At 70.1% G+C, this 19,768-nt stretch carries 18 protein-coding genes; 6 read left to right on the top strand and 12 right to left on the bottom strand.

The annotated features are described in order from the left end of the window. The first annotated feature begins 2 nt into the window (after nt 1–2). Nucleotides 3–1,049 carry a tetratricopeptide repeat protein gene (locus WMF34_RS04525; RefSeq protein WP_437992511.1) on the top strand — a complete coding sequence of 349 codons (1,047 nt, stop codon included), beginning with the start codon at nt 3–5 and terminating at the stop codon, nt 1,047–1,049. A gap of 247 nt (nt 1,050–1,296) precedes the next feature. Here the strand turns inward: WMF34_RS04525 and rpsS are convergent, their stop codons facing one another. The 9 genes from rpsS to rpsL all read right to left on the bottom strand — a co-directional run bounded on the left by rpsS (nt 1,297) and on the right by rpsL (nt 8,228). Beyond that, nucleotides 1,297–1,596, bottom strand: a complete 300-nt coding sequence (gene rpsS / locus WMF34_RS04520; protein WP_012233480.1) for a 30S ribosomal protein S19 — start codon at nt 1,594–1,596, stop codon at nt 1,297–1,299. Between the two features lie 2 nt (nt 1,597–1,598). Then, nucleotides 1,599–2,429 (bottom strand): 50S ribosomal protein L2, encoded by an 831-nt coding sequence (rplB, locus tag WMF34_RS04515; protein ID WP_012233479.1) that lies wholly within the window; start codon nt 2,427–2,429, stop codon nt 1,599–1,601. Between the two features lie 2 nt (nt 2,430–2,431). Then, nucleotides 2,432–2,728 carry a 50S ribosomal protein L23 gene (locus tag WMF34_RS04510; protein WP_012233478.1) on the bottom strand — a complete coding sequence of 99 codons (297 nt, stop codon included), beginning with the start codon at nt 2,726–2,728 and terminating at the stop codon, nt 2,432–2,434. Between the two features lie 15 nt (nt 2,729–2,743). Then, complete coding sequence (gene rplD, locus WMF34_RS04505; RefSeq protein WP_012233477.1) at nt 2,744–3,367, bottom strand: 50S ribosomal protein L4; 624 nt, start codon at nt 3,365–3,367, stop codon at nt 2,744–2,746. Between the two features lie 13 nt (nt 3,368–3,380). After that, on the bottom strand, nt 3,381–3,692 hold the full coding sequence (rpsJ, locus tag WMF34_RS04500) for a 30S ribosomal protein S10 (RefSeq protein WP_012233476.1): 312 nt from the start codon (nt 3,690–3,692) through the stop codon (nt 3,381–3,383). Nucleotides 3,693–3,702: 10 nt separating this feature from the next. Further along, entirely contained in the window at nt 3,703–4,893 is a 1,191-nt protein-coding gene (gene tuf, locus WMF34_RS04495; RefSeq protein ID WP_012233037.1) for an elongation factor Tu, read from the bottom strand. A gap of 9 nt (nt 4,894–4,902) precedes the next feature. Next, nucleotides 4,903–7,017, bottom strand: coding sequence for an elongation factor G (gene fusA, locus WMF34_RS04490; RefSeq protein WP_012233475.1), 2,115 nt, complete (start codon nt 7,015–7,017; stop codon nt 4,903–4,905). A 304-nt stretch (nt 7,018–7,321) separates the two neighbouring features. Then, complete coding sequence (gene rpsG, locus WMF34_RS04485; protein WP_012233474.1) at nt 7,322–7,792, bottom strand: 30S ribosomal protein S7; 471 nt, start codon at nt 7,790–7,792, stop codon at nt 7,322–7,324. A 37-nt stretch (nt 7,793–7,829) separates the two neighbouring features. Next, the gene (rpsL, locus tag WMF34_RS04480) at nt 7,830–8,228 is read right to left on the bottom strand and encodes a 30S ribosomal protein S12 (protein WP_012233473.1); all 399 of its coding nucleotides are present in this window, start codon (nt 8,226–8,228) and stop codon (nt 7,830–7,832) included. Nucleotides 8,229–9,668: 1,440 nt separating this feature from the next. Here rpsL and WMF34_RS04475 point away from each other — a divergent pair. Next, entirely contained in the window at nt 9,669–10,466 is a 798-nt protein-coding gene (locus WMF34_RS04475) for a hypothetical protein (RefSeq protein WP_437992510.1), read from the top strand. A gap of 77 nt (nt 10,467–10,543) precedes the next feature. Here the strand turns inward: WMF34_RS04475 and ppk1 are convergent, their stop codons facing one another. Next, a complete protein-coding gene (gene ppk1, locus WMF34_RS04470; protein ID WP_437992509.1) occupies nt 10,544–12,757 on the bottom strand; it encodes a polyphosphate kinase 1 in 2,214 nt (737 codons plus the stop codon). Between the two features lie 193 nt (nt 12,758–12,950). On the opposite strand from ppk1, the gene panC reads away from it, so the two are divergent. Both panC and tmk read left to right on the top strand, forming a co-directional pair. Beyond that, on the top strand, nt 12,951–13,841 hold the full coding sequence (gene panC, locus WMF34_RS04465; RefSeq protein WP_437994608.1) for a pantoate--beta-alanine ligase: 891 nt from the start codon (nt 12,951–12,953) through the stop codon (nt 13,839–13,841). Continuing rightward, complete coding sequence (gene tmk, locus WMF34_RS04460) at nt 13,842–14,540, top strand: dTMP kinase (RefSeq protein ID WP_044963957.1); 699 nt, start codon at nt 13,842–13,844, stop codon at nt 14,538–14,540. Between the two features lie 82 nt (nt 14,541–14,622). On the opposite strand, the gene WMF34_RS04455 is transcribed toward tmk, so the two are convergent. Continuing rightward, on the bottom strand, nt 14,623–15,975 hold the full coding sequence (locus WMF34_RS04455; protein WP_049876161.1) for a hypothetical protein: 1,353 nt from the start codon (nt 15,973–15,975) through the stop codon (nt 14,623–14,625). 634 nt (nt 15,976–16,609) lie between these two features. Between WMF34_RS04455 and WMF34_RS04450 the strand changes: the two genes are divergently transcribed. Further along, nucleotides 16,610–17,743, top strand: coding sequence for a vWA domain-containing protein (locus WMF34_RS04450; RefSeq protein ID WP_437992508.1), 1,134 nt, complete (start codon nt 16,610–16,612; stop codon nt 17,741–17,743). A 36-nt stretch (nt 17,744–17,779) separates the two neighbouring features. On the opposite strand, the gene WMF34_RS04445 is transcribed toward WMF34_RS04450, so the two are convergent. Next, entirely contained in the window at nt 17,780–18,952 is a 1,173-nt protein-coding gene (locus WMF34_RS04445) for a tetratricopeptide repeat protein (protein ID WP_437992507.1), read from the bottom strand. A 338-nt stretch (nt 18,953–19,290) separates the two neighbouring features. On the opposite strand from WMF34_RS04445, the gene WMF34_RS04440 reads away from it, so the two are divergent. Then, nucleotides 19,291–19,512 carry a YdcH family protein gene (locus WMF34_RS04440; RefSeq protein ID WP_157906444.1) on the top strand — a complete coding sequence of 74 codons (222 nt, stop codon included), beginning with the start codon at nt 19,291–19,293 and terminating at the stop codon, nt 19,510–19,512. Nucleotides 19,513–19,768 lie beyond the last annotated feature (256 nt).

Raw genomic sequence — 19,768 nt, 5'->3', positions numbered from 1 at the left:
CCGTGCGATCTCGACCCTGGCTCCGTGCGCTGCTCTTCGGTGCGGCATCTTGCCTGTGCTTGTGCACGCTCCCCGGGCCCGCGGCCGGCGCCGACGGCGCCGCGGCGACGCCCGCGCCGGACGCGGTGGAGAAGGCGCAGAACCACTTCAAGAAGGGCGCCGCCCTCTACGAGAGCAAGCGCTACGCGCTTGCGCTGGAGCAGTTCCGGGCCTCGTACACCACCGTGCCGAGCCCGAACTCCCGCCTCTACATCGCGCGCTGCCTCGCGGATCTGGGCGATCACATCGAGGCGTACCTCGAGTTCGATCAGGTCGCGGCGGAGGCCGCGTCCCGGGCGAAGGACGAGCCGCGTTATGCCCAGACGGAGCAGACGGCGCAGCTGGAGCGCGACGAGCTCGCGCGCAAGATCGCCCTCGTCACGGTCACGGTCGCGCACCCGGACGCGGCGACCTCGCTCGCGGTGGCCGGCAAGGACGTCCCGCGCGAGCGGTGGGGCAAGCCGTTCCCGGTCAAGCCCGGCAAGACCGAGATCGTCCTGCGCACCAAGCTCACCTCGACGCCGCAGACCGTCGATCTCTCGGCGGGCGAAGCGAAGACCGTCGCGCTCGACGCCGAGCCGAGCGGCCCGACCGAGGCCGGCTCCGGCTCTCCGGCGCTCCTCGACGAGGGCCCGAGCCCACCCTTCTCGGAAGCCCCCTCGCCGCGTGCGTATCTGCGGCCTTACGCTTACGCCGCTGGCGGCGTGGGTGTGGCAGGGCTCGCGATGTTCACCGTCGCCGGGCTGATGGCGAACAGCACGTACAGCGATCTCGCCGAGACCTGCAGGGGCCCCTGCCCCGCCGATCGCCAGGACGACGTCGACGCCGGCAAGACCCAGAAGACGGTCGCGAACATCGGCGTCGTGGTCGGCGCGCTCGGGCTCGTCACGGGCACGACCCTGCTCATCCTGAGCTTCACCGGAGGCGGCGCTGGCGGCTCGCAGAGCGCCACGGCCTCGACGCAGCTGCTCGTCGGCCCCAGCTTCGCCGGTCTACGCGGCCAATTCTAACGCGCGGGGCTCACCCGCTGCGGATACGGGCCCATCTCGACGTTTTCGGTACTCGGCGTACAGGAGTACGCCTCCGTGCCGAAAACGCCGATCTGGACCCGTCTCCTGTGCGGGTGAGCCCCGCGCGGCGACGCGGACGCGCGTCGGGTGCTCCGCTCCGTATAGCTGCCAAAAAAGGAACGGGCAGGGGCGCTGCTGCGACCCTGCCCGCTTCATGTCGGATGCGCTCGCGGTTGACGCGGAGCGATCAGCGACCGCCCGGGCCGCCCTTGGCGACCTTGGCCTTCTTGTCCCCGGAGTGGCCGTGGAACGTGCGCGTCGGGGCGAACTCACCCAGCTTGTGGCCGACCATGTTCTCCGTCACGAACACGGGAACGAACTTCCTCCCGTTGTGCACGGCGAAGGTCAGGCCGACCGACTCGGGCAGGATCGTCGAGCGGCGCGACCACGTCTTGATCACCTTCTTGGCATTGGTCGCCTGGGCCGCCTGGATCTTCTCCAGCAGGTGACCGTCAATGAAGGGCCCTTTCTTGATGCTCCTCGGCATGACTAACCCTTGGTCCCGCGCCGCCGGACGATCATCCCGTCGGTGCGCTTGTTGTTCCGCGTCTTGAGGCCCTTGGAGAGCTGACCCCACGGCGAGCACGGATGGCGCCCGCCGCTCGTCCGGCCCTCACCACCGCCCATCGGATGATCGACGGGGTTCATCGTGACACCGCGGTTGTGCGGCCGGCGCCCGAGCCAGCGCGAGCGCCCCGCCTTACCGAGGCTGATGTTCGCGTGCTCGGAGTTCGACACCTGCCCGATCGTGGCGCGGCAATCGAGGTGCACCTTGCGGATCTCACCGCTCGGGAGGCGGACCTGCGCATAGTCGCCGTCCTTCGCCATGAGCTGCGCGGCCACGCCGGCCGAGCGCACGAGCTGACCGCCCTTGCCCTTCTTGACCTCGACGTTGTGGATCGAGGTGCCGGGCGGGATGAAGCGGAGCGTCAGGCTGTTGCCAGGCTTGATGTCCGCGTTCCGGCTCGCGAGCAGCGTCGCCCCCACCGCGAGGCCGTCGGGCGCCAGGATGTAGCGCTTCTCGCCGTCCACGTAGTGCAGGAGCGCGATGCGCGCCGTCCGGTTCGGGTCGTACTCGATCGTGGCGACCTTCGCCGGGACGCCGATCTTGTCGCGCCGGAAATCGATGATCCGGTAGCGCTGCTTGTGACCACCGCCGCGGAACCGCGACGTGATCCGGCCGTTGTTGTTCCGGCCGCCGGTGGACGTCTGCTGCTCCAGCAGCGACCGCTCGGGCTCGACCTTCGTGATCTCCTTGAAGTCGCTGACCGAGTAGTAACGCCGCGCCGGCGAGGTCGGCTTGAAGGATCTGATTCCCATCGCTATTCCGCCTTCTCGTCGAAGAACTGGATCTCGTCACCCTCCTTGAGGGTGACGATCGCCTTCTTCCAATTGCGCAGCTTCGCGTAGCCGCGCCCCATGCGCTTGTCCTTGCCGCGCATGATCAGCGTGTTGACGTCCACGACGCCCACCTTGAAGAGCGTCTGGATGGCGTCCTTGATCTGGATCTTGTTCGCCTCGCGGCGGACCTCAAAGATGACCTTGTTGCCTTGGTCGCGGAGCCGGCTCGACTTCTCCGTGAGGATGATTGGCCGGCGGATGATCTGCTCGGGCTGCATGTCGGACTCCCCTGACTAGCGAAGGCAACGCGCCTCGAGCGCCTTGGCGGCGTCCCTCGAGACGATGAGGTGGTCGTGCCTGAGGAGGTCGTAGACGTTGACCCCTTCCGGCGGCAGGTACTGGTGGTTCTCCAGGTTGCGGAGGCTCTTCACCAGCTTGTCGTTGCCGGCCGTGTCCACGACCAGCGACTTCCGATCCGCCTGCAGCGTCGTCAGCGTGGCAGCGATCGCCTTGGTCTTGATCTCGGAGACCTCGAGGCTGTCGAGCACGATGAGCCGGCCCTCCTTCGCGAAGAGCGAGAGCGCGCTCTTCAGGGCGCCGATCCGCACCTTGCGCGGCGGACGGTACGACCAGTCCTTCGGCTCTAGGGCGTGCGCCATGCCGCCGCCCGCGTGGTGCGGCGCGCGGATCGAGCCCTGGCGAGCGCGGCCGGTGCCCTTCTGGCGATAGAGCTTCTTCGTGGAGCCGGCGACCGCGCTCCGCTCCTTGGTGGCCTTGGTGCCCGAGCGGCGGGACGCGAGCTGCGCCTTCACGACCTCGTAGAAGAGGTGCTCCTTCACCTCGGTCCCGAAGACCTCGTCCGAGAGGTCGAGTTCGCCGACCTGCTCCCGCTTGAGGTTGTAAACGGTAACCTTCATGGTACCTGGACTCCTAGCTCTTGATCTCGACGTCGACGCCGGCCGAAAGGTCGAGCTTCATCAGCGCGTCGAGGGTTTGCTGAGTCGGCTCGATGATGTCGAGAAGCCGCTTGTGCGTCCGGATCTCGAACTGCTCGCGCGACTTCTTGTCGACGTGGGGCCCCCGCAGGACCGTGTAACGGCGGATCTCGGTGGGCAGCGGGATGGGCCCCGCGACGTGCGCCCCGGTCCGCTTCGCCGTCTCGACGATGTCGCTCGTCGACTTGTCGAGCAGCTGGTGGTCGAAGGCCTTGAGGCGAATCCGGATCTTGGTTGTATCAGCCATGGTGCTCTTCCTACGCGAGGATCTTGGTGACGACGCCGGCGCCCACCGTCTTGCCGCCCTCGCGGATGGCGAAGCGCATCTGCTCCTCCAGCGCGACCGGGGCGATGAGCTCGATCGTCATCGTGATGTTGTCGCCCGGCATCACCATCTTCACCCCCTCGGGGAGGTTCACCGTGCCGGTCACGTCCGTCGTCCGGATGTAGAACTGCGGCCGGTAGTTGGTGAAGAACGGCGTGTGGCGCCCGCCCTCCTCCTTCTTGAGGACGTACACCTCACCGGTGAACTTCGTGTGCGGCGTGATCGACCCGGGCTTCGCCAGCACCTGGCCGCGCTCGATCTCTTCCTTCTCCACGCCGCGGAGCAGACACCCGACGTTGTCGCCCGCCTGCCCCTGATCGAGCAGCTTGCGGAACATCTCGACGCCCGTCACGACCGACTTCTTCGTGTCCTTGAAGCCGATGATCTGCACCTCGTCGCCGACCTTGATCACGCCGCGCTCGATGCGGCCCGTGGCCACCGTGCCGCGGCCCTTGATCGAGAACACGTCCTCGATCGCCATCAGGAACGGCTTGTCGATGTCGCGCACCGGCTCGGGGATGTAGCTGTCCAGCGCGCTGAGCAGCTGCTGGATCGTCTCCTCCCACTTCGGGTCGCCCTGAAGCGCGGGCAGCGACGCGCCACGGACCACCGGCGCGTTGTCCCCGTCGAACTTGTACTTCGACAGGAGCTCGCGGACCTCCATCTCGACCAGGTCGAGCATCTCCGGGTCGTCCACCGCGTCGCACTTGTTGAGGAACACGACGATGTGGTTCAGGCCGACCTGCCGGGCGAGCAGCACGTGCTCGCGCGTCTGCGGCATCACGCTGTCGAGCGACGACACGACGAGGATCGCCCCGTCCATCTGCGCCGCGCCGGTGATCATGTTCTTGATGTAGTCGGCGTGCCCGGGGCAGTCGACGTGCGCGTAGTGGCGGTTCGCCGACTCGTACTCGACGTGCGCCGCCGCGATGGTCACCGTCTTGGTCTCGTCACGGACCGTCCCGCCCTTCGCGATGTCGGCGTACGAGATCGCCTTCGCCAGGTTGCGCTTCGACTGCACCTTGACGAGCGCCGCCGTGAGCGTGGTCTTGCCGTGGTCGATGTGACCGATGGTGCCCACGTTCACGTGCGGCTTCGTACGAGTGAATTTCTCCTTGGCCATGGCGTCTCTTTAACCTCGCTGCTTGGCGACGATCTCTTCCTGGATCGCTGCTGGAACCGGTGCGTAATGAGAAAACTGCATCGAATGGGTCGCGCGGCCTTGCGTCTTGGAACGGACGTCGGTCGCGTAACCGAACATGGTGGCGAGCGGGACCTCCGCGCGGATCACCCGGGTGTTCGCGCGTTGCCCCATATCGAGGATGCGGCCGCGCCGCGAGTTGAGATCTCCGATGACGTCCCCGAGGTAGTTCTCGGGCGACACGACCTCGACGGCCATCATCGGCTCGAGGAGCACGAGCCCGGCCCTCTTGGCGCCGTCCTGGAAGGCCATCGACGCGGCGACCTCGAACGCGGGCCCGGAGGAGTCGACCTCGTGGTAGCTGCCGAAGTGGAGCCGCACCTTGATGTCGACGACGGGGTAGCCGGCGAGCACGCCGCGCCCCATCGCGTCCCGGATGCCCTTCTCGATCGAAGGGATGAACTCCTTCGGGATGATGCCGCCGACGATGTCGTTCTCGAACACGAAGCCCGCGCCGCGCTCCGCCGGCTCGATGTCGATCCTCACGTGACCGAACTGGCCGTGTCCGCCCGACTGCCGGACGAAGCGCCCCTCCACGTCGGTCGCCTTCTTCGAGATGGTCTCGCGGTAGGCGACCTCGGGCTTGCCGACGTTGGCGTCGACCTTGAACTCGCGCTTCAGGCGGTCGACGATGATCTCGAGGTGGAGCTCGCCCATCCCGGCGATGATCGTCTGGCCCGTGTCCTCGTTCGTGAAGGTACGGAACGAGGGGTCCTCGTAGGCGAGCTTCTGCAGGCTGAGCCCGAGCTTGTCGAGATCGGCCTTGGTCTTCGGCTCGATGGCGATCGAGATCACGGGGTCGGGGAACTCCATCCGCTCCAGCACGATCGGGTTCTTCTCCTCGCAGAGAGTGTCCCCGGTGCGGGTGTCGCGGAGCCCCACGGCAGCGTAGATGTTGCCCGCGTAGCAGACGTCGATCTCCTCGCGCTTGTTCGCGTGCATGCGGAGGATGCGCCCGAAGCGCTCCCGCTTGCCGCGCGTCGAGTTGAGCACGCTGACGCCGCTCTTCGTCGTGCCGGAGTAGACACGGAAGAAGGTGAGGTTGCCGAACTGGTCGTTCATGACCTTGAACGCCAGCGCCGCGAACGGCTCTTCGTCGCTCGCCTTGCGCGAGACGACCTTGTCCTTCTTGTCGGGCAGCGTCCCCTCGACGGCCGGGATGTCGACCGGCGACGGCAGGTAGTTCACGACGCTGTCGAGCAGGAGCTGGACCCCCTTGTTCTTGAAGGCCGAGCCGCACAGGACCGGGACGATCTTGAAGCCGAGGGTGCCCGCGCGGATGGCCGCGTGGATCTCCTGCTCGGTGATCTGGTCGATCTCACCGGCGATGAACTTCTCCATCACCTTGTCGCTCGCGTCGGCGCACGCCTCGATGAGCTTCTCGCGGAGCTCCTTGCACCGCGGCAAGAGGTCGCCCGGGATCTCCTGCCAGTCGTAGCGCTGGCCCTTCGTCTCCTCGTCGAACACGGCGGCCCGGAGGGTCACGAGGTCGATCACGCCGCGGAACGAGTCCTCCGCGCCGAGCGGGTAGTGGATCGCCACCGGGTTCGCGCCGAGGCGCTCGCGGATGGAGTCGACGCACATGTCGAAGTCGGCGCCGACCTTGTCCATCTTGTTGATGAACGCGATGCGCGGGACGCCGTACTTGTCCGCCTGCCGCCACACCGTCTCGCTCTGCGGCTCGACGCCGTTGCCGCCGTCGAACACCGCCACCGCGCCGTCGAGCACGCGGAGGCTCCGCTCGACCTCGATGGTGAAGTCGACGTGACCGGGCGTGTCGATGATGTTGATCCGGTGAGAGACGCCCTTGTCGGGGCCCTGCTCCGGCGCCCAGAAGCAGTTCGTCGCGGCGGACGTGATGGTGATGCCGCGCTCCTGCTCCTGGACCATCCAGTCCATCGTGGCTGCGCCCTCGTGGACCTCGCCGATCTTGTAGTTGACACCCGAGTAATAAAGGATGCGCTCGGTGACCGTGGTCTTGCCCGCATCGATGTGGGCCATGATCCCGATGTTGCGCGTCCGTTCCAGGCTGTACTCGCGTGCCACTTTTCCTTCTCCGTCGTGTGATGCGTGGGGTGAGGGTTTCGGACTCAGGATGCAAAACACCCTCTCCAGCCCGGCCCGCCTCCGTTGTGGCGGGCACTTGAACCTGGAGAGGGTGTCGGGGTACAGCAGCAGCTTTTCTAGGTCCCGCGAGGGCGAGCGCTGTCGCGCTCCCTCGAGAGGACCGGCTCTGTAACCCGATCCTTATGTCAGCCGTGCCATCTCGCTCTACGCGTCTCCTCGCCTGGGGATGGGACCTGAAATGACGAACCAGCGCAGATCCGGGATCTGCGCTGGCCTCGCTGACCTACCACCGGTAGTGGGCGAACGCCTTGTTGGCCTCCGCCATCTTGTGCGTGTCGTCGCGCTTCTTGACCGCGTTGCCACGGTTCTGCGCCGCGTCGACGAGCTCGGCGGCGAGCCGCTCGCGCATCGTCTTCTCGCCGCGGCCGCGCGAGTAGGTCACGAGCCACCGCATCGCCAGCGCGACGCGACGCTCGGGGCGGACCTCGACGGGGACCTGGTAGGTCGCGCCGCCGACGCGCCGGCTCTTCACCTCGAGCTTCGGCTTCACGTTGTCGAGCGCCTTGCGGAAGACGTCGATCGGCTCCTCCTTGAAGCGGTCGCGCACGATGTCGAACGCGCCGTAGAGGATCCCCTCGGCGGTCGCCTTCTTGCCCGACTGCATCAGGGAGTTCGTGAACTTGGCGACGAGCTTGTCCTTGTACTTCGGGTCCGGAATGATCTTCCGCTTCGGGACTTCGCGACGACGGGGCATCTTCGTTCCTCTGCTCGGCTTTCGCGCGTTGAGGCCGTCAGGCCTTCGGGCGCTTCACGCCGTACTTCGAGCGCTTGCGGTTGCGGGTCGCTTTGTTGGTGGAGCTAGGCCCGGCAGCGCCGGACGCGTCGAGCGTTCCGCGGACGACGTGGTAGCGCACGCCCGGCAGGTCCTTGACACGGCCGCCGCGGATGAGGACGACCGAGTGCTCCTGCAGGTTGTGGCCTTCGCCCGGGATGTAGCTCGTCACTTCCATCTGGTTGCTCAGCCTGACGCGGCAGACCTTGCGGAGCGCCGAGTTGGGCTTCTTCGGCGTCGTGGTGTAAACACGTACGCACACGCCTCGCCGCTGCGGGCAGGACTTGAGCGCAGGAGAGGCCGTCTTGTAACGAGCGGCCTCGCGGCCTTGGCGGATGAGCTGGCTGATGGTCGGCATAGTGACGCGGATTTCCACCTGAGGGATGGGGACGCGCAGGATACCCAGGAGGCGACCCATGTCAAGCGGGACGATACCCGTTCGTGTTGGATACGCCGGCGTGCCGTTCGTTCGCGTCGATCCCGTGCGTCGCGTCGTTGCGTCCGCCGCGTCGGTCGCATCGTTCACGTCGCTGGCGTCGTTCGCGTCCGTCGCGTCCGTCGCGTCCGTCGCGTCCGTCGCGTCCGTTGCGTCCGTTGCGCGGGCCGAGGCGCGGCATCGTTCGTGTCGGGCGCGTCGGTCCCGCCGCGCCTGCAGAGGCCGTGTTCTGCGCGTCCCGGCCCCGCGCGAAGGGCTCGTGGGTCGCGGCGCGCGGCGGGGGCCGTCCGCGCGCATCTCGCTCGACGGGGCGCTCGGCGTGCGAGCGCGGCTCCCGGGACGCGCGGGTGCCTGCGCGCGCCGCACGAGTCGGACGCCGACACACGCCGCGGGCCCTTGGCGGCCCGCCTGCTGTTCGGTACGGTCGCTGCGTGACGAAGAAGCTTTCACGCGCCCAGCGTAAAGAAAGCCGGCGCAAGGCGCCGCAGAGCAGCGCTGCGTCGAGGCCCGCGTCCGGCGTGGACACGGGGGGCGCGGGGCCCTCGTCGCGCGGCGAGCAGGGCGACAGCGCGACAGCGCGAAGCCCCGCGGTAGCGCGCGTCGATCCGACGGCGAGCCGAAGCGGCGACGACCCGCGCGGCGCGCGCGCACGCGGCGCCGCCGCGCCGAGCAGCGCGGAGCCCGCGCGGGCGCGCGCGGAGCCCGCGCGGGCGCGCGACGCCGGCGATCGATCCCATCGGAGAGGCGGCGTCGAGGCGCAGCCCGCGCGAGCGCGCGGCGGAAGCGCACAGACGAAGCCAAAGCGAGATCGCACGCTCCTTGTGTTCCTGGGCCTCGTGGCGCTCGCCGCGGTGATCGTGTTCGCCGCACAGTCCCCCCGCGCCCCAGAGCGCGCCGCGCCGGAGCCCGCGAGCGCCGCTCCGGCAAAGACACACGCCGCGGAGCCGTCCACCCCGTCCCTCGCCGCGCCGACGGCGACCGACGAGCTGCCAGCTCCACCTCCCGTCGACTCGTCGCCGCCGACGATCGTCACCGCCGAACCGCCCGCGGCGGAGACGGCGCGCGCTGCAACCCCGCAGCGTGCTGCAGCCGGCGCATCGCCAGAGGGGGCGGCTGCCAGCGCTTCTCCATCAGGATCAGCCACCGGAGCAGCCGCAGCCGCCCCGCCGAAGAAGCGCACCAGCGCACCGAAGCCGCCCGCCGCCCCGCCCGTGGCGACAGCGGCGGCGACGCCGGCAGCGGGGGCGACACCGGCAGCGGGGGCGTCGACAGCGGAGGCGGCGCCTCCGCCGGAGCCGGCGCAAAAGCCTGCCGAGCTTCCACACGAGTGATCGCAACCGCCGTGATGAAAGGACGCCCGAGATGCTTCGCTTGAATGCTTCGCCCGACGCCGCTCGAACGCCGGGCCGCTCGCCGCGCTCCCGCGCGCGGGCGCTCGCGCTACCGCTCGGCGTCGCGCTGTCCAGCTTCCTCGCCGCGGCGACGGCGGGCGCGCAGCCGGCCCCGCATCCCGCTCCGCCGGCCGCCTCCGCGCTGCCCGCTGCCTCCGCGCCGCCCGCTGCCTCCGCGCCGCCGGCCGCCTCCGCGCCGCCCGCTGCTTCCGCGCCGCCCGCTGCCTCCGCGCCGCCGTACCCGGCGGTCCCCTACCCGGCGCCGCCGCAGGAGGCCCCGCGGGCTCCGCCAGGGGCCTCGCCGGGCTATCCGCCGCCTGGTCCCCCGGGCGGCTACGCTCCGTACGGCGCCTACGCTCCGCTCCCGCCGGGCTACCCGGTGACTCCGGCGGAGATCCCGCCTGCTCCGCCCCCGGTTCCCCTGCGCCGGAAGAGCCCGGGCCTCATGCTGGGCGGCATCGCGCTCACCGCCGGCGGCACGATCGCGTTCTTCACCGGGACGGGCCTGCTCGCGTCGGCGAGCAATCGATACGAGATCTACTGCGATTTCGGGGGCTTCACGGGCATCTGCGAGACGCGCTCCGACGGGCGCCGCCAGCTGGCCGGCGCGCTCGTCTCCGTGGCGGGCGGCATCATGATCGCCGTGGGCATCCCGCTCTGGGTCATCGGCGGGAAGAAGGTGCCGGTCAGCGACGCGACGCCCAAGGCGTCGGCCCAGACCACGCTCTCGCTCGGCCCCGGCTCCGCCGCGTTGCAGACGCAGTTCTGAAGGGCTCCCCTCGCCCGATCCTCGCCGCGCGCGACGTCGCGCGCGGCGAGGCCTCTACCGCTCCTGCGCGTCGTCGCTCAGGGCAGACCCTTCTTCTTCTTGGCGCCCTTGCGGTGGCGCGGCCCGCCGTCGTCCGCGCCCGCGGGCATGCGGAGGATGTGGAAGCGCCCGCCGCCGCGCGCCAGCGGATCGCTGAGCTTCACCCGCTCGCGCGCGAGCTCGATGAAGCGGTGCTGCGACCGCAGCTGGGGGGCGCCGGCGGGCTGCTGGAGCTTGTGGTAGCTGCCGTCGCTCGCGAGCTCCCAGGTCTTCGCCGTGTCGGACATCACGGTGTTCAGCATGTCCTCCACGCGCGCGCGGGTGGCGGGCTCGATGATCGGGATCATCAGCTCGACGCGGCGATGGAAGTTGCGCGGCATCCAGTCGGCGCTCGACATGTAGATCTCCTCGCTGCCGCCGTTCGCGAACCGGAACAGGCGCTTGTGCTCGAGGAAACGATCGATGATCGCGCGCACCTGGATCCGCTCCGACAGGCCCGGGATCCCCGGCCGGAGGCAGCAGATGCCGCGCACGGCGAGCTTGATGTCGACCCCGGCCTGCGACGCCGAGTAGAGCGCGTCGATGACGTCGACGTCCACGAGCGCGTTCATCTGCGCCACGATCTCCGCCTTGCGCCCGGCCCGCGCGTGGGCCTCCTCGCGCGCGATGAGGCCCAGCACCGCCTCGTGGAGGCCGAGCGGCGCCACGAGGAGGCGGTTCCACTTGGGCGGCGCGCTGTAGCCGGTCAGCAGGTTGAAGAGCGACGTCATGTCCTCGCCGATCTCCCGGTTCGCCGTGAACAGGCCGATGTCGGTGTAGAGCCGCGCGGTCTGCGGGTTGTAGTTGCCCGTCGACAGGTGCACGTAGCGGCGCAGCTTGTCCTTCTCGCGCCGCACCACGAGCAGCGCCTTCGCGTGCGTCTTCAGCCCGAGCAGGCCGTAGATCACCTGCACGCCGCTCTGCTCGAGCGTCCTCGCCCACTGGATGTTGCTCGCCTCGTCGAACCGCGCCTTCAGCTCGACGATGGCCGTCACCTGCTTGCCGCTCTCGGCCGCGCGCGCGAGCGCCTTCAGGATCGGCGAGTCGCCGCCGGTCCGGTAGAGCGTCTGCTTGATCGCGAGCACGTTCGGGTCGTCGGCGGCGCGAGAGACGAACTCCGCGACCGGATCGAACGACTCGTAGGGGTGGTGCAGGAGCACGTCCTGCTCCCGGATGACGGCGAAGATGTCCTCGACGTCCCGGAAGAGCGGCGGGACCTGCGGCGCGAACGGCTCGTCCCGGTACTCGCGGCGCTCGTCGTCCGCGACGATGCCCATGAGGTCGGCGATGTGGAGCGGCCCAGGCACCCGGTAGACGGCGTGCGACGCGTCGACCTTGAGCGCGCGGCAGAGCCGCTGGACCGAGGTGCCGGCGCCCTCGCCGAAGCCGATCTCCAGGCGCACGGCGTTGCCGCGATCGCGCCGGCGGAGCTCGGCCTGGATCGTCTCGAGCAGGTCCTCGCCTTCCTCCTCGTCGATCTCGAGGTCCCAGTTCCGGGTGACGCGGAAGGGGTACGTGCCGCGCAGCCTGCCCGAGGGGAAGAAATCCTTCACGTGGCGGGCGATCACGTCCTCGAGCAGGACGAACGCGCGCGTCGCGCCCTCCACGCGGACCCGCATCAGCCGGCTCAGCCCCGGCGGCACCTGGATGACCGCGAAGCCGGGCTCCTGCGCTTCATGCTCCCGGGAGAACATGATCCCGAGGTTGATCATCTTGTTGCGCAGGTGCGGGAACGGGTGCCCCGGGTCGATCGCGATCGGCGTGAGGATCGGGAAGATGTCCGTGCGGAACCGCTCGTCGAGCGCGCTGAGCTCGGTCGCGTCGAGCTCATCGGGCCGGACGATCACGATGCCGGCGCGCTGGAGCGCCGGGATCAGATCCGAGTGCCACAGCTGGTAGGCGTCATCGACGAGCGCGTGGACCCGCGCGCTGATCGCCACGAGCTGCTCGTGGGGCGTGAGCCCGTCCGGCGGGACCTCCGCGATCGTGCGCTGCGTCTGCGCCTGGAGGCCGGCGACGCGCACCATGAAGAACTCGTCGAGGTTGGAGAAGAAGATGCTCAGGAACTTGAGGCGCTCGAACAGCGGCACCTCGTGCGACCTGGCCTCCGCCAGCACCCGCGCGTTGAACTCGAGCCACGAGAGCTCGCGGTTCAGGTAGTGCGTCGGGTCCCCCTCGATCGGGATCGCCCCCGGCGCGGCCGATATCGACACCGGGCCGCTCGACGGGGCGGAGCTCCCCCCGGACCGCGCGCTGGAGGGGCCGCTCGGGCGCGGTGCAGGCACGGCGACCCGCGCTGAATCCACGTCGTCTTCGGAGTCGGGAGCGAGGGCGCTATCTGGGGTGGACGGCGGGTCAGCCATGATCGAAGCTCCGATTTTGCCGTACGTCTGATAGGGTTCAATGATGGAGTTTTGGCGACATCCTGGCGACCTCAGGGTGGCGTGCGACCGGGCTCGTGCAGGAGGGAGCCGCGTCGGCCTCGTCCCGACGATGGGCGCGCTCCACGCAGGCCACCTCGCCCTGATCGCGGAGGCGCGGAGGAGGACGGACTTCGTGGCCGTGACCATCTTCGTCAACCCGACCCAGTTCGGCGCGGGCGAAGACCTGGCGCGCTACCCGCGGACGCTCGAGCGAGACCTCGCCGCCTGCGCGGAGGCCGGCGCCGACGGCGTGTTCGCGCCGGACGTCGCGGCGATGTACCCGCCCGGCGAGGAGACGCGCGTGCGCGTCGGCGCGACCGCGGGCCCGCTCTGCGGCGTCCATCGGCCCGCGCACTTCGAGGGCGTCGCCACCGTGGTGACGAAGCTGCTCTCGCTCGCTGGCCCGTGCGTCGCCGTCTTCGGCCGGAAGGACTACCAGCAGCTCCAGGTCATCCGGCGGCTCGTCGCCGACCTGTTCCTCCCCGTCGAGATCGTCGGGGCCACGACGGTGCGCGAGCCGGACGGCCTCGCCATGTCGTCGCGGAACGCCTACCTCTCGCCCGAGCAGCGGAGCGCGGCGCGCGCCATCCCGCTCGCCCTCGCCGGCGCCTGCCGCGCCTTCGCCCGCGGCGAGCGGCGCGCCGCGGCGCTCCTCGAGCCCGCGCGCGCGCGCCTCGCGGCCGCCGCGACGAGCATCGATTACGTGGACCTCGCCGATCCGGAGTCCCTGGCGATCTGGAGCGACTCCGCGGCGATCGGCGAGCAGGCGCTGCTGGCGGTCGCCGTCCGCGTCGGGACGACGCGGCTCATCGACAACGTCGTGCTCGGGGAGGACGCGCCGCCCGTCGCGGAGCCGAGCGAGGAGGCGAGCTAGATGTCGAAGACGAGAGGCGAGCAAGAGAGCCCCGCGTCGCGCCCCGCGAGGGAGGCCGGCCGTGGCGTCTTCGTGGTGTTCGAGGGCATCGACGGCGCCGGCACGAGCACGCAGGCCGAGCGCTTCGCGGCGCACCTCAGGGCGGCGCGGCGCATGGTCCACGTCACCCGAGAGCCGAGCGCCGGGCCGGTGGGCGCGCTGCTCCGGCAGGTCCTGACCCACCGGATCTCGCTTCCCGGCGCCCGCCAGGCGGAGATCATGGCGCTCCTCTTCTCGGCCGATCGCCTCGATCACCTCGGCGCCGAGATCGAGCCGCTCCTCCGCGATGGATACGTCGTGATCTCGGATCGCTACGACCTGTCGAGCCTGGCCTACCAGTCCACGACGGCGGGCGAGGACGGGGCCGGCTCCGGGGCGATCGTCGAATGGATCCGTGAGCTCAACCGCCACGCCCTGAGGCCCGATGTCACGGTGGTGATCGACGTGGCGCCCGAGATCGCCGAGAAGCGCCGCCGCGGCCGCGGGGGGGCGGAGGAGCTGTTCGAGAAGACCGAGCTGCAGGCGCGGCTCGCGGAGGCATACCGCCGGGCGGAGGAGCTCGTCCCGGGGGACAGGGTCATCCATATCGACGGGAATGGCTCGGTCGACGAGGTCGCCCGGGCGATCACGGCGGCGCTCTCGGCCGTCGTGGAGCGGTGAGCCAGAGCCTCCGCTCGAACATCGGAGTCGAGCTGCCGACGGCGCGAGGTCCCTGAGCCTCCCCGCGTCCCCGCCGCGGGCTCTACGGGCAAGCCGCGTTCGCGATCTCCACATCATCGATGTTCCAGCTCGACACGGTATCGACGAAGGCTTCCCGCCCGATCTCGTAGCCGAAGCGGACGCGCAGGCTGGCGTTCTTGTAGGGCGTCAGGTCATGGACGACCTTCGTCCAGGCCGAGTCGCGGATGCCGGGGTACGCCCCCGACTCGAAGAGCACCTTCCAGCGGACGCCGTCATAGACCTCGACGCGGTTCGTCATGTGAGGCGTCTCATCGCTGTTCAGGAGACGCCAGAACGTCAGGTACACGCCGCCCGCGACATCGGCGTTGACGACCGGGCTCGTCAGGTAGAAGTACGGGTGGACCCCGAGGGGCGCGTTCCCTCCGATGACCACGCCGGCCACCCCGTTGTCCGACGTCGCCGTGTGATCGAGCGCCGGATCGGCGTGCCCGTAGGTCTGCCCGATTGACGCCTTCGCCGCGCCGATCTGCCAGGTCGGACCGAGCTCCCACCCGGCCCCGTCGCTCTCGAACGTATCCCGGAAATAGACCACCGGCGCCGCCGCGGCGGCGCCGCCCTGACAGACGCCGGCCAGGCAGGACTCCCCCACGGTGCACGAGTCGCTGTCGACGCAGACCCCGCCGTCGGGAACCGGGCGCGCCGTGCACACCCCGGCCTCGCTGCAGACGCCGCGCGTGCAACCGACGGCCTGCGAGAGGCACGACTCCCCTGGGGTGGGGATGGAAATACAGGCGCCGCTCTCGTCACAGACGCCACGATTGCACTCGTCGGTCCCAGAGAGGCAGGCGCCTCCCGGTCCGATCGGCTCAGCATAGCAATTGCCAGAGCCCGGATCACAGGCGCCATCGTTGCACCCGACGCTCAGCGCGCTGCAGTCCTTCGGGACGCCCCCCTCGCAGCGGCCGGTCTGGCAGGTCTTGCCGACCATGCAGAGATCGCCGGAGTCCGCGCACGGCGCCCCCTCGTTCCCCGGAACCGCCTCGCACGCACCGGTGGCCGGGTCGCACGCACCGACATGACAGGAGTCCGGCACGTGGAAGAAGAAGCAGTCCCGCGGCGTCCCGACGCAGGCGCCGTCCAGGCACGCCGCGTCGAGGAGACAGCGGTCTTCCGTCGCGCACGGGGCCCCGTTCTCCCTCGGCTCCACCCCGCAGCGAGGCGCGCCGCCCGCGTCGACGCACGTGACCACGTGACAGGCGTCCGGCGCGAGGCCGCAGTCCTCCTGGGCCCCGCCCTGACAGACACCCTCCTCGCACCTCTCGCCGACCGTGCAGGCGTCCCTGTCGTCACAGGGCTCCCCACCCGCGCTGGGGACGAGCTCGCAATCGCGCGTCGCCTCGTTGCAGACGGCCATGACACATTGCGAGGTCGGGACGAGCGAGCAGTCGATCCGGCACGGCGCGCCGTCCCCGCCTGCGCCTCCCCCTCCGCTCGAGACAGCCGCCCCAGCGGCGCCGCCGGCCCCCGCCGGGCCCGAGCTGCCCGCGGATGTCGCAGTCGAACAGCCGAGATCCGTCAGGGCGACAGCGGAAAGTACCCATGGAATCCACCTAGTCATGTTCGCCTCTTTCCAGCAAGCGTGACGCACCTCGTGGGAATTACGCGTCCTTCGCGGCTGCGCAAGGAAACATGATGTTCCGGCGCGCGAGCACCCGGAACGGTCGGCGCGCTCAGCGACGAGCAAAGACGCCGAGCCCAGCCGCGCGGGCGCGCGCGCGAGGCCACGAGAGCAACGAGAGCTGCGACAAGCGACGAGAGCTGCGACAAGCGACGAGAGCCGCGACAAGCGACGAAAGAAGAGAGAGCAACGACAGCACGACACGAGCGGGGCTTACAAACCGGAGAGCCCCTATCGCGCCTCGATCGAGAACTACATACACTGACGAGATCGTCTCGGAGCTCGGCCACCCCTCGATAGACAGACCACTTCGCGCGTGGAGCCCCGCGGCAGCGAGCCACGTCGCGCCCATTTTCAGAGGAGCGCAGAGATGTCCTTCCGACGTCATTTCGTGTTTGCCCCTTTCCTCGTCGCCGCCGGGATCGCGGCGCAGTCGGGCGGCTGCGCGGCCACCGAGGACGAGAAGCCCGCGACGATCCCCCCGCCGGACGGCGCCGCCAGCGGCGGCGGCTCCTTCGGCGTGAGCAGCGCGAGCGGAGACACGTCGCTCGGCGAGGGGGGAGGGCTCGGCGGCGCCGGCGAGGGCGGCCTCGGGGAGGGGTCCTCCTGCGCCCAGGCGAGCGCGGAGGCCACGCTCGTGCCGCTCGATATGCTCATCCTGCTCGACCGATCCGGCAGCATGCTCGGCTCGAAATGGGTCGGCGTCACGAACGCGCTCTCGGCGTTCGTGACCGACGCCGCCTCGGCCGGGATGAACGTGGGGCTGACCTACTTCCCGCGGAGCAGCAATGGGCAGAGCGACTGCAACCACACGAGCTACGACGAGCTCGCTGTCGCTATCGGCGAGCTGCCGGTGAACACGCCGGAGCTCACCGCCTCGATCCAGAGCACGTCGCCGGGCGGCGGGACGCCCATGCGCCCGGCGCTCCAGGGGGTGCTCACGAACGCGACCGCCTACAAGGACGCGAACCCTTCCCACAAGGTGATCGTCGTGCTCGCGACCGACGGCGATCCCTCGGGCTGCTCCGGAAACACCGTCGCGAGCACCGCGGAGATGGCGCAGAGGGCCCTCCGCTACAACGGCGTCCAGACCTACGTCGTCGCTGTGCAGGGCTCGACGCTCACCAACCTGGACCAGATCGCCGCCGCCGGCGGGACGACCCGCGCGTTCGACGTCACGGCGGACATCACGGCGTTCTCGGCGAAGATGGCCGAGATCCGCGCGTCGGCGCTCCCGTGCGAGCTCCTCATCCCCGCGCCGCCCGCAGGCGCGGTCCTCGACACGACCCGGGTCGCGGTCAGGTTCGCGCCCGAGGGCGCGAGCCCGCTGGAGGTCCCGAAGGCGGACGACGCGGCGGACTGCGGCACGGGGCCGGGGTGGTATTACGACGACGATGTGCTCCCGAAGAAGATCATCCTCTGCCCCGCGTCCTGCACGACGGTGCAACGCGAGGTGCGCGCGGAGCTCGACGTGCTCTTCGGGTGCGCGCCGACGCTGAACTGAGCCGCGCGGGCCCCGCCCCAGCCGCCCGCGCGGGGCTCACGGCCGCTTCGGCGCCGCCGTCTTCAGGGCGTCGAGCGCGGCGAGGAGCTCGGCCTCGGTGAACGGGAGCCTCGCGAGGGCCGCCTGCTCGTCGGCGAGCGCGAGCTCTATCTCGCGCTGCGCGTCGCGGGCGCGGAGGACCCACGCCGACGACTCGCCGGTGCGGTCGCCGAGGCGCACGGTGCCGGCGAGCATCTTCTGACCCTTCTCCAGGAGCACGCGGTAGCGCAGGCGCATCGCCCCCTCGAACAGCTGCCTCTCCCTCGGGGTGCCGGCGCTCCGCGGCGGCGGGACCTGCATCACGTCGCGGTGGAGCTCCTTGTAGAGCTGCCCGATGCGGTAACCCGCCATCGCCGACCAGTGGGCGTCGAGGCTGCGCATGGCCTCGGTGTAGGCGCTCTGCGCGTCGAGCAGCCCCTGGCAGCGGCGCTCGAGCGCGTCGACGAAGCTCGCCGGCACCGGGACGAAGGTGATCGCCTCGCTCCGGCGCCGCCGCACCTCGCCGAGCGCGAAGCTCACCTGCGCAAGCTCGATCGGCGGCTTGCCGGACTCGCCCAGCCGGTGCTCCTCGATGAGATCGCGCGCGAGCGCCACCTGACGCGCCGCCTCCTCCACGAGATCCTGCTCGACCAGGCCGAGCGCGAGCGCGCCGCGCGCCTCGATCGCCTCCAGCACGCTCAGATCGCCGAGGCGGAGCAGGCGCCGCGAGACCTCGACGAGCTCGGGCCACCGCTCGAGGGCGGCCGCCGCGCGCGAGAGCCGGAAGAGCGCGCCGCGCGCGACCGCGTGGTCCGGGAAGCGCTGCGCGACCTCGCGGTAGCGCTCGGCCGCGAGCGCGCGGTCGCCGAGCGCCTCGTGCGCCAGCCCGGCGTTGAACAGGCTCGGGGGCGCGACCTCGCCGCCCGGCGCGAGGCGGGCGAGCCGCTCGAACAGGGGCGCCGCCTCACGCGCCTTGTCGGCCAGGAGCAGCGCGCGCGCCCGCTCGAACTCCGCCGCGAGCTCGGCGTCCGAGTAAGGCGACACGACGACCGGCGCGAGCTCGACCGGCGCGCGCGCCGAGGCCGGCTGCGGCGATCGCGCCGGCGCCGGCACGTTGGCCTCCGAAGTGCATCCGCCCAGGACGACCGCAAGGGCCAGAAGGGCGACCGAGGTGGCGCTGGAACTCGACATTGCCGGGGAAGAATAGCCCCACGCTCGAGGTTGTTCCGCAACGTGCATGGACGGAGAGTCCGGCCCGGCCGTCCGGGACACCGGTGGATTGCTGTACGCCGTAGGGCAATCCCTGACTACAACGGCTGCTCTGTGAAATTGCAGAATGGCCTCGCCCGACAAAAAGCCTGCATGGATCCGCCATGTTGCGGTAATCTCGCATTCGTTCATCAGGCCGCTGTCTCGGCGTGTAGCTCGGTCGGCGGCGTTCTCCTCTCCAGCGACGATCGGAACGAGGGCTTCTGTTGTGGGCCCTCGAAGGCATCACGGCCCCGTTGTGGGGCCTTGGAGGTGGGCACATGAAGCATCAGATCATCTCTCCTCGCGCGGTGACTGGAATCGGCCCGGAGCAGCGGCTGAGCATGGCGGAAGCGCGTCACCGCGAGCTCGACTCACGCCTCAGGCAGCTGGGTCGACGGGCGTTCCTGACACCGGGGGAGAGAATGGAAGCTGCCCAGCTCAAGAAGCGTAAGCTCGCCGCGAAGGACGAGATCGAATCCCTGCGCCGGCGGTTGTCGTAGCGAACGACCCCTCGCCGCCCCTCGATCCTGCGCCACACACGGCGCACCCCCGCCCCTTTCCGTTCTATTCCAGACATCCCGAGCGCCCACGCAATGGGCCGCTCGCGCGCTGCGCGCGCCGCACGGATCTGCGCGCTGCTGGGACGCGCGCGCCCGATCGCCACGGCGAACGTGACGGCGGTCGGGGACACGCGCACGCAATGCGATACTCGCACCCGAGTCGATGCCCGCGAGGCGCGACGAGCGGGGACGTCAG

It is taken from the genome of Sorangium sp. So ce145 (genome assembly GCF_051525985.1).
Classification (GTDB): Bacteria; Myxococcota_A; Polyangia; order Polyangiales; family Polyangiaceae; genus Sorangium; species Sorangium cellulosum_B.
Note: the sequence above shows the minus strand (reverse complement) of the source record. Positions and strands in the feature narration are given on the sequence as shown.